8 protein-coding genes, 6 tRNA genes and 1 riboswitch are annotated in these 6313 nt (G+C 32.2%); of the genes, 2 read left to right on the plus strand and 12 right to left on the minus strand.

Going from position 1 to position 6313, the window contains the following annotated elements:
• Positions 1-6 precede the first annotated feature (6 nt).
• The 4 genes from hpf to B5E87_RS01100 all read right to left on the minus strand — a co-directional run bounded on the left by hpf (position 7) and on the right by B5E87_RS01100 (position 2465).
• Entirely contained in the window at positions 7-546 is a 540-nt protein-coding gene (gene hpf, locus B5E87_RS01090) for a ribosome hibernation-promoting factor, HPF/YfiA family (RefSeq protein ID WP_087243078.1), read from the minus strand.
• A 92-nt stretch (positions 547-638) separates the two neighbouring features.
• Positions 639-1781 carry a methionine adenosyltransferase gene (gene metK / locus B5E87_RS01095; RefSeq protein ID WP_087243080.1) on the minus strand — a complete coding sequence of 381 codons (1143 nt, stop codon included), beginning with the start codon at positions 1779-1781 and terminating at the stop codon, positions 639-641.
• A 54-nt stretch (positions 1782-1835) separates the two neighbouring features.
• Positions 1836-1947, minus strand: a riboswitch (SAM riboswitch).
• A 6-nt stretch (positions 1948-1953) separates the two neighbouring features.
• Positions 1954-2076 (minus strand): flagellar transcriptional regulator FlhC, encoded by a 123-nt coding sequence (locus tag B5E87_RS15365; protein WP_224759512.1) that lies wholly within the window; start codon positions 2074-2076, stop codon positions 1954-1956.
• A 164-nt stretch (positions 2077-2240) separates the two neighbouring features.
• On the minus strand, positions 2241-2465 hold the full coding sequence (locus tag B5E87_RS01100) for a NifU family protein (RefSeq protein WP_087243082.1): 225 nt from the start codon (positions 2463-2465) through the stop codon (positions 2241-2243).
• Between the two features lie 128 nt (positions 2466-2593).
• Here B5E87_RS01100 and B5E87_RS01105 point away from each other — a divergent pair, with 128 nt between their 5' ends.
• Together B5E87_RS01105 and B5E87_RS01110 are read left to right on the plus strand one after the other, a co-directional pair.
• On the plus strand, positions 2594-2968 hold the full coding sequence (locus B5E87_RS01105; RefSeq protein ID WP_087243084.1) for a CvfD/Ygs/GSP13 family RNA-binding post-transcriptional regulator: 375 nt from the start codon (positions 2594-2596) through the stop codon (positions 2966-2968).
• Complete coding sequence (locus tag B5E87_RS01110) at positions 2968-4248, plus strand: glucose-6-phosphate isomerase (RefSeq protein ID WP_087243086.1); 1281 nt, start codon at positions 2968-2970, stop codon at positions 4246-4248. Before B5E87_RS01105 ends, B5E87_RS01110 begins: the two co-directional genes overlap by 1 nt.
• A 94-nt stretch (positions 4249-4342) precedes the next feature.
• On the opposite strand, the gene B5E87_RS01115 is transcribed toward B5E87_RS01110, so the two are convergent.
• The 8 genes from B5E87_RS01115 to B5E87_RS01150 all read right to left on the minus strand — a co-directional run bounded on the left by B5E87_RS01115 (position 4343) and on the right by B5E87_RS01150 (position 6118).
• Positions 4343-4708 carry a hypothetical protein gene (locus B5E87_RS01115; protein WP_087243088.1) on the minus strand — a complete coding sequence of 122 codons (366 nt, stop codon included), beginning with the start codon at positions 4706-4708 and terminating at the stop codon, positions 4343-4345.
• A 373-nt stretch (positions 4709-5081) separates the two neighbouring features.
• Positions 5082-5155, minus strand: a tRNA-Gly gene (locus B5E87_RS01120).
• A gap of 7 nt (positions 5156-5162) precedes the next feature.
• A tRNA-Lys gene (locus B5E87_RS01125) sits at positions 5163-5238 on the minus strand.
• Positions 5239-5241: 3 nt separating this feature from the next.
• A tRNA-Gln gene (locus B5E87_RS01130) sits at positions 5242-5317 on the minus strand.
• A 7-nt stretch (positions 5318-5324) separates the two neighbouring features.
• Positions 5325-5408, minus strand: a tRNA-Tyr gene (locus B5E87_RS01135).
• A gap of 5 nt (positions 5409-5413) precedes the next feature.
• Positions 5414-5489: transfer RNA gene (locus B5E87_RS01140), tRNA-Thr, on the minus strand.
• Between the two features lie 5 nt (positions 5490-5494).
• A tRNA-Val gene (locus tag B5E87_RS01145) sits at positions 5495-5570 on the minus strand.
• A 104-nt stretch (positions 5571-5674) separates the two neighbouring features.
• Positions 5675-6118, minus strand: a complete 444-nt coding sequence (locus B5E87_RS01150) for a PucR family transcriptional regulator (protein WP_158095518.1) — start codon at positions 6116-6118, stop codon at positions 5675-5677.
• Between the last annotated feature and the right edge of the window lie 195 nt (positions 6119-6313).

Raw genomic sequence — 6313 nt, forward strand, 5'->3', positions numbered from 1 at the left:
GCTTTTTTATTGTGCTTCATGAGTTTCAATAAGTCCGTAACCACCATTATGTCTTTTATAAACAACACTGATTTCATTTGTTTCTACATCACGATAAACAAAGAATGAATGTCCAATCAATTCCATTTGCATAATCGCTTCTTCCATATCCATTGGTTTAGGACTGATTGATTTTGTTTTGACAATAACATCTTCTTCCTCATGTTCTAAAGGTTCAATAGAAGCAACATTAAATGCGAGTTTATTATCTTTAGATTTACGACTTAATCTCGTTTTATACTTTCTAATTTGTCCTTCTAATTTGTCGATAACTAAATCAATAGCATTATAAAGATCATTATCAACAACTTCTGCTCTTAATAATACATATTCTGTTGGAATAGTCACTTCAATTTTTTGACCAACTGGATAAGTACGAATCAAAACTTTTGCTTCAACATTATCACTGACAATGAAATACTTATCTAACATGCTGAGCTTTTTATTGATTTTTGTTTCAATCCCTTCAGTTAGTGCAATATTTTTTCCTCTTATACTGACTTTCATAAATATTCCTCCTTCGTTAATCTTATTATACCATTTCTGTCATATAAAAAACACTCATTTCGCTCAAAAATTAAAAAAGCCCCGTTAGGAGCTTATAAATATTTTTTTAAACTTTCTACTCGATCTAATTTTTCCCATGGAAGATCAATATCTCCCCTACCAAAATGACCATAGACTGCTGTTTTTTGATAAATAGGTCTAAGCAATTGTAAAGTATCAATAATACCTTGTGGTGTCAAATCAAATTCATTTTCAATAGCCTGTAAAATAACATCTTTTGATACTTTTTCAGTTCCATAAGTTTCGACAAAGACACTTGTTGGCTCTTTGACCCCAATAGCATAAGACAATTGAATTTCAATACGTTCACAAAGTCCGGCTGCCACAATATTTTTAGCCATATATCTTGCCATATAAGCACCGCTACGATCAACTTTAGAAGGATCTTTTCCAGAGAAAGCACCTCCACCATGTCTTGCAGAACCACCATAAGTATCAACAATAATTTTACGACCTGTTAGTCCTGTATCGCCATGAGGACCTCCAATGACAAAACGTCCTGTTGGATTAATCAAAACTTTATAATCTGTATTCATGCCATATTTTTTCACAACATCTTGCATAATGACATTTTGAATATAATCCTTAAAAGCTTTTTCATCAAAATCAGGATCATGTTGAATAGACATTAAAATTGTATCAATACGGGGATGCAAAGCATCTGTATAATCAACCGTCACTTGTGATTTCATATCTGGTCTAGCCCATTGGAATTCACCACTATGGCGTTTTTCAGTTGCATAACGTACCAAGTGATGCGCAATAGAAATTGGTAAAGGCATATATCCTTCTGTTTCATTGGAAGCATAGCCAAACATAATCCCCTGATCGCCTGCTCCTCCAACTTCTTTATTCGTTCCTAAAGCAATATCGCTTGACTGTATACCTATAACATTTTTAATTTCACAATGATGACCATCAATCCCAATCTCACCACTTGTATATCCGATTTGACATAATACATTTCTGGCAATTTGTTCATAATTAACCTGTGCCTGTGTTGTAATTTCACCACCAATGACCAAAAGATTTGTTGTTGTAAAACATTCACATGCTACACGTGAATATGGATCTTCAGCCAAACAGGCATCCAAAATAGCATCACTGATTTGATCACAGACTTTATCAGAATGTCCTTCTGAAACTGATTCAGACGTAAATAAAATTTTCTTCATTTTTTTCCTCCCACTTTTCAATAAAAAAAGCTTTCAAGAGGAAAGCCTTCTTTCCTCTTATTGTTCAAGTCTAATTGTTCAAGTCTAACTTGCTAGGTAAGGCACCTTCTTTATACAAGGGTTGCCACCACTTCATAGATCCTCATCTCGTGGTTCTTAATAAGAGCTTTTATTATTGATATAATTTTTTTAAATCCTCATGACTTAAAGATGTCATAGCTTCAATTAATTCCATGTCTAATCCTAAGTCATAAAGAATTGATGCAATTTTTAATTGTTCTTGTTTTCTGTTCATTCTTATCACCAATCTTATTTTAACCGTAATAAGTAGACATTATTCTACAAAACAAGACTTTCTAAGTATATAAGAATATTTGTTATAAATCAAGTGATATTATCACATAATATAATTATAATATATTTTTCGTCGTTTTTTTCTCAAATTTTTCTCAATTTTTATTAAATAGCCTGAACTTCTAAAACTCCTGGAACTTCTTCAATTAAAATCTGTTCGACACCATCTTTTAAAGTTGCATCCAACATCATACATCCAGCACAGGCACCATGCATTTGTACATAAACAATTCCATCTTCAAATTTTACAAATTCAATGTCTCCACCATCTCTTTGTAAATAAGGTCTTAATTTATGTATCACTTTTTTAATTTCTGCTTCTTGATCCATGATTTCAGCCTCCTCTATAAATCTTTCTTATTATACCACAATTTTTTAAGAATAAAAGTCCAATGCTTTGATTTCACTTTCCACAAATATGACTTTATGCTATAATGAGTATGATTGGAGGGCTGTCAATGGAGCATCGTGTCAAAACTGGTGATATTATTGATGTAACCATTACGGGAATTCAACCTTATGGTGCATTTGCATCTTTACCCGATCAATCTTCTGGTTTAATTCATATCTCTGAAATATCTGATAAATTCGTTAGAAATGTAGAAAATTTTGTACATGTTGGCGAAGTCATTCGTGTAAAAGTGATTGATATTGATCATACAACACATCAAGCCAAGCTTTCTTTAAAAGCTGTTCATATGGCAAAAAGAAAATACAAAAGAGCTTATAAAAACCAGAGAGAAAAGATACAAGAAACACCTTTAGGATTTTATCCATTAAAAGAAAAATTGCCTGAGTGGATAACTCTAGGCGTAATCAAGGAGGAAGAATGATGATTAAAGTTGATTTATCAAAAGCAAAATTAACTGAAAGTATGGACTCATACAAAGAACAAGTTGCTCAAATTCATGATATGATCCATAACAAAACTGGACAAGGAAGTGACTTCTTAGGATGGGTTGACTTACCTGTAAACTATGATAAAGATGAAGTTGAAGCTATTAAAGCAAAAGTTAATGAGTTAAAAGATGAAATTGATGTTTTATTAGTATGTGGTATTGGTGGTTCTTATTTAGGTGCAAGAGCTGCCATTGAAGCCTTAAACGGTTTATACCCTACTCATTCTGTGCAAATTATTTATATTGGAAATACATTCTCTTCTAACTACTTATCTCAAGTCAAAGAATATGTAAAAGATAAAGAATTCGCAATTAATGTTATTTCTAAATCTGGAACAACAACTGAAACTTCTATTGCATTTAGAATCTTTAAAGAATTACTAGAATCAACAAAAGGTAAAGAAGTTGCAAGAAAGAGAATTGTTGCAACTACTGATAAAGAAAAAGGAGCATTAAAAACTTTAGCTACTAACGAAGGATATACAACATTTGTTGTCCCTGATGATGTTGGTGGACGTTATTCTGTTTTAACTGCTGTTGGTTTATTCCCTATCGCTATGGCCGGTATTGATATTGATGCTATGATGAAAGGTGCTGCTGATGCAAGAGAAGAATACAGCAATCCTGACTTAGACAAAAATAGCGCTTATCAATATGGTGTTGCAAGACAAATGTTATCAAAACAAGGTTATCCTGCTGAAATGTTTGTAACTTATGAATTACAGTTAGCACAAACTGCTGAATGGTGGAAACAATTATTCGGTGAATCAGAAGGAAAAGAAGGAAAAGGAATCTTACCTACAAGTGCAACTTTCTCAACTGATTTACATTCACTTGGACAATTTATTCAAGAAGGAAGCAAAGTTTTATATGAAACTATTTTAAAAATTGCAAATCCAATTTCTGATTTAGAAATTCCTAGTGATCCTGATAACTTAGATAACTTAAACTATCTTGCAGGAAAAACTGTTGATTATGTTAATAAAAAAGCATGTGAAGGAACAATTGATGCCCATGTCAATACTGGAAATGTTCCTAACATTCAAATCACACTTGATGAATTAACTCCATACTCATTTGGATACATGGTATACTTCTTTGAAAAAGCTTGTGCTTTATCAGTATACTTATTAGGTGTCAATCCATTCAATCAACCAGGTGTTGAAGTTTATAAGAAAAATATGTTTAAATTACTTGGTAAGCCAGGTGTATAGAAGTGAGCGATCACTTCTTTTTTTATTCCTATCATTTCACAATAAAAAATGTTCTCTTTGAAAAGAGAACAAAAATTAATAAATAGATCACTCCTTAGTTATTATTTTGATATATGACAGTATACTCATCAGGTTCATCTAAATGATATTGTCTTATCTCTTTAATATGCTTGTCTGAGTTGTCAATTGTGTATTGATATCCAGAATATTCTCCTGATAACAACGAAAAATATGCTTTAATACTATAAACACCATCATCTATTTCTTCTAGCTCAGCCTTCTTAAAATAACCTACCGAAGTTCCTGAACTCATCTCTATGACAATATTTTCATTGGAAACTTCGACGTTATTTTGATTTACCGCAACCATATAAGTCGTTTTCTGATCTATAAAAACAAGAACCACCATAAAAACCAATAGACAAACTATAAAACATATTATCTTTTTTGATTTTAACATTGACCATCCCACCTTTCTTTTCAATTATCATTTTACTTCCAATTCTATTGGTTTACATCTTAATAACTTTTCTAATATCATTTTATCAAAATATAACAATCATCTCCAGAATTACATAAAATAAAACTTCATTTTGCATAAAAACATAACAATAATCAAACAATTCAAATCATTAAGGATACCTTAAGATTTATTAATATGACTTTTATACAAATGAAGTGCTCTTTTAGAAAACTATAAATTTAATAGATTAACTTGTTTTTCAATTAAGTCTTTTACATCCATACTTTTTATAAATAAAAAAGATACCAAACAGAATTTTATAATTTTGCTTGATATCTTCATATTTCATCAAAGTTTGTGTTCATTCAATTGGAGCGGGTGATGGGAATCGAACCCACGTAGTCAGCTTGGAAGGCTGAAGTTCTACCATTGAACTACACCCGCAAAAGAATGGTGACCCGCAGGCGACTCGAACGCCTGACCCTCTGATTAAAAGTCAGATGCTCTACCTACTGAGCTAGCGGGTCAAATGGCTGGGATAGCTGGATTCGAACCAGCGCAATGACAGAGTCAAAGTCTGTTGCCTTACCGCTTGGCTATATCCCAACAGAAATGGTGGGGAGGGGCGGATTCGAACCACCGAACCGAAAGGAACTGAGTTACAGTCAGCCGCGTTTAGCCACTTCGCTACCTCCCCGTATATGGTGCCGGCTAAAGGACTTGAACCCTCAACCTACTGATTACAAGTCAGTTGCTCTACCAATTGAGCTAAGCCGGCATAAATGGTGGAGGTTAACGGGCTCGAACCGCTGACCCTCTGCTTGTAAGGCAGATGCTCTCCCAACTGAGCTAAACCTCCAATTTCTAGTGCCCTCTTATAATAGCATACGACTATAAGCACGTCAAGAAAAAAATGAAAATAAAAAAGAAACAGAAATCATGTCTCATTTTTTCTGTTTTCTTCTATTTCATCATTTTAGCAATATAAAAGGCTATCATATAAGGAAATTTTTCTTCAAAAGTTGCAAGTTCACAATTTAAAAGTGTTTTTATTTTTTCAATACGATAATGAACAGTATTACGATGCGTATATGTTGATCTCGCAATTTTTTGTGGACTTCCATCATATTTCAAATAATAATATAATGTTTTTTCTAATTCACTATTATGTTTTTGATCATATTGAATCAATGTATCTAATAAATGATGATACATATCAGATAATATTTTTTGATCCTGTATAGAAAATAAAATCTGATAAATACCCATATCATCAAAACAAATAATATTTTTTTGAAACATTCTGGCAAATGTTACTGCTGATAAAGCGCGTTGATAACTTAAATTCAATTCTCTGATATCTTTTAATTGTGTACCCATTCCAATATGCAAAGCAGATACTCTCATTCTATTTTTAGCACGATGATACATGGACTCCACTAGTTGATAAAAGACCTTTTGAGATAAATTATTCACAATCAGCACTTATACCGATAAAATAATTATGCCGATTAAATTGAAATAATCATTGTATCATCATTAGTTTTTTATTGATTTATCGGCATAAAACATTTTATTGAGTCTATCTTTTTCTTCTTCAGA

Source organism: Massilimicrobiota sp. An142 (assembly GCF_002160725.1).
Taxonomy (GTDB): domain Bacteria; phylum Bacillota_I; class Bacilli_A; order Erysipelotrichales; family Coprobacillaceae; genus Allocoprobacillus; species Allocoprobacillus merdigallinarum.

Coding starts and splice junctions, on each gene's coding strand:
- B5E87_RS01100 (WP_087243082.1), bottom strand. CDS start 2,465: ATGGATCAAGAAGCAGAAATTAAAAAAGTGATACATAAATTAAGACCT.
- B5E87_RS15365 (WP_224759512.1), bottom strand. CDS start 2,076: ATGAACAGAAAACAAGAACAATTAAAAATTGCATCAATTCTTTATGAC.
- metK (WP_087243080.1), bottom strand. CDS start 1,781: ATGAAGAAAATTTTATTTACGTCTGAATCAGTTTCAGAAGGACATTCT.
- B5E87_RS01110 (WP_087243086.1), top strand. CDS start 2,968: ATGATTAAAGTTGATTTATCAAAAGCAAAATTAACTGAAAGTATGGAC.
- B5E87_RS01115 (WP_087243088.1), bottom strand. CDS start 4,708: ATGTTAAAATCAAAAAAGATAATATGTTTTATAGTTTGTCTATTGGTT.
- B5E87_RS01150 (WP_158095518.1), bottom strand. CDS start 6,118: ATGAGAGTATCTGCTTTGCATATTGGAATGGGTACACAATTAAAAGAT.
- B5E87_RS01105 (WP_087243084.1), top strand. CDS start 2,594: ATGGAGCATCGTGTCAAAACTGGTGATATTATTGATGTAACCATTACG.
- hpf (WP_087243078.1), bottom strand. CDS start 546: ATGAAAGTCAGTATAAGAGGAAAAAATATTGCACTAACTGAAGGGATT.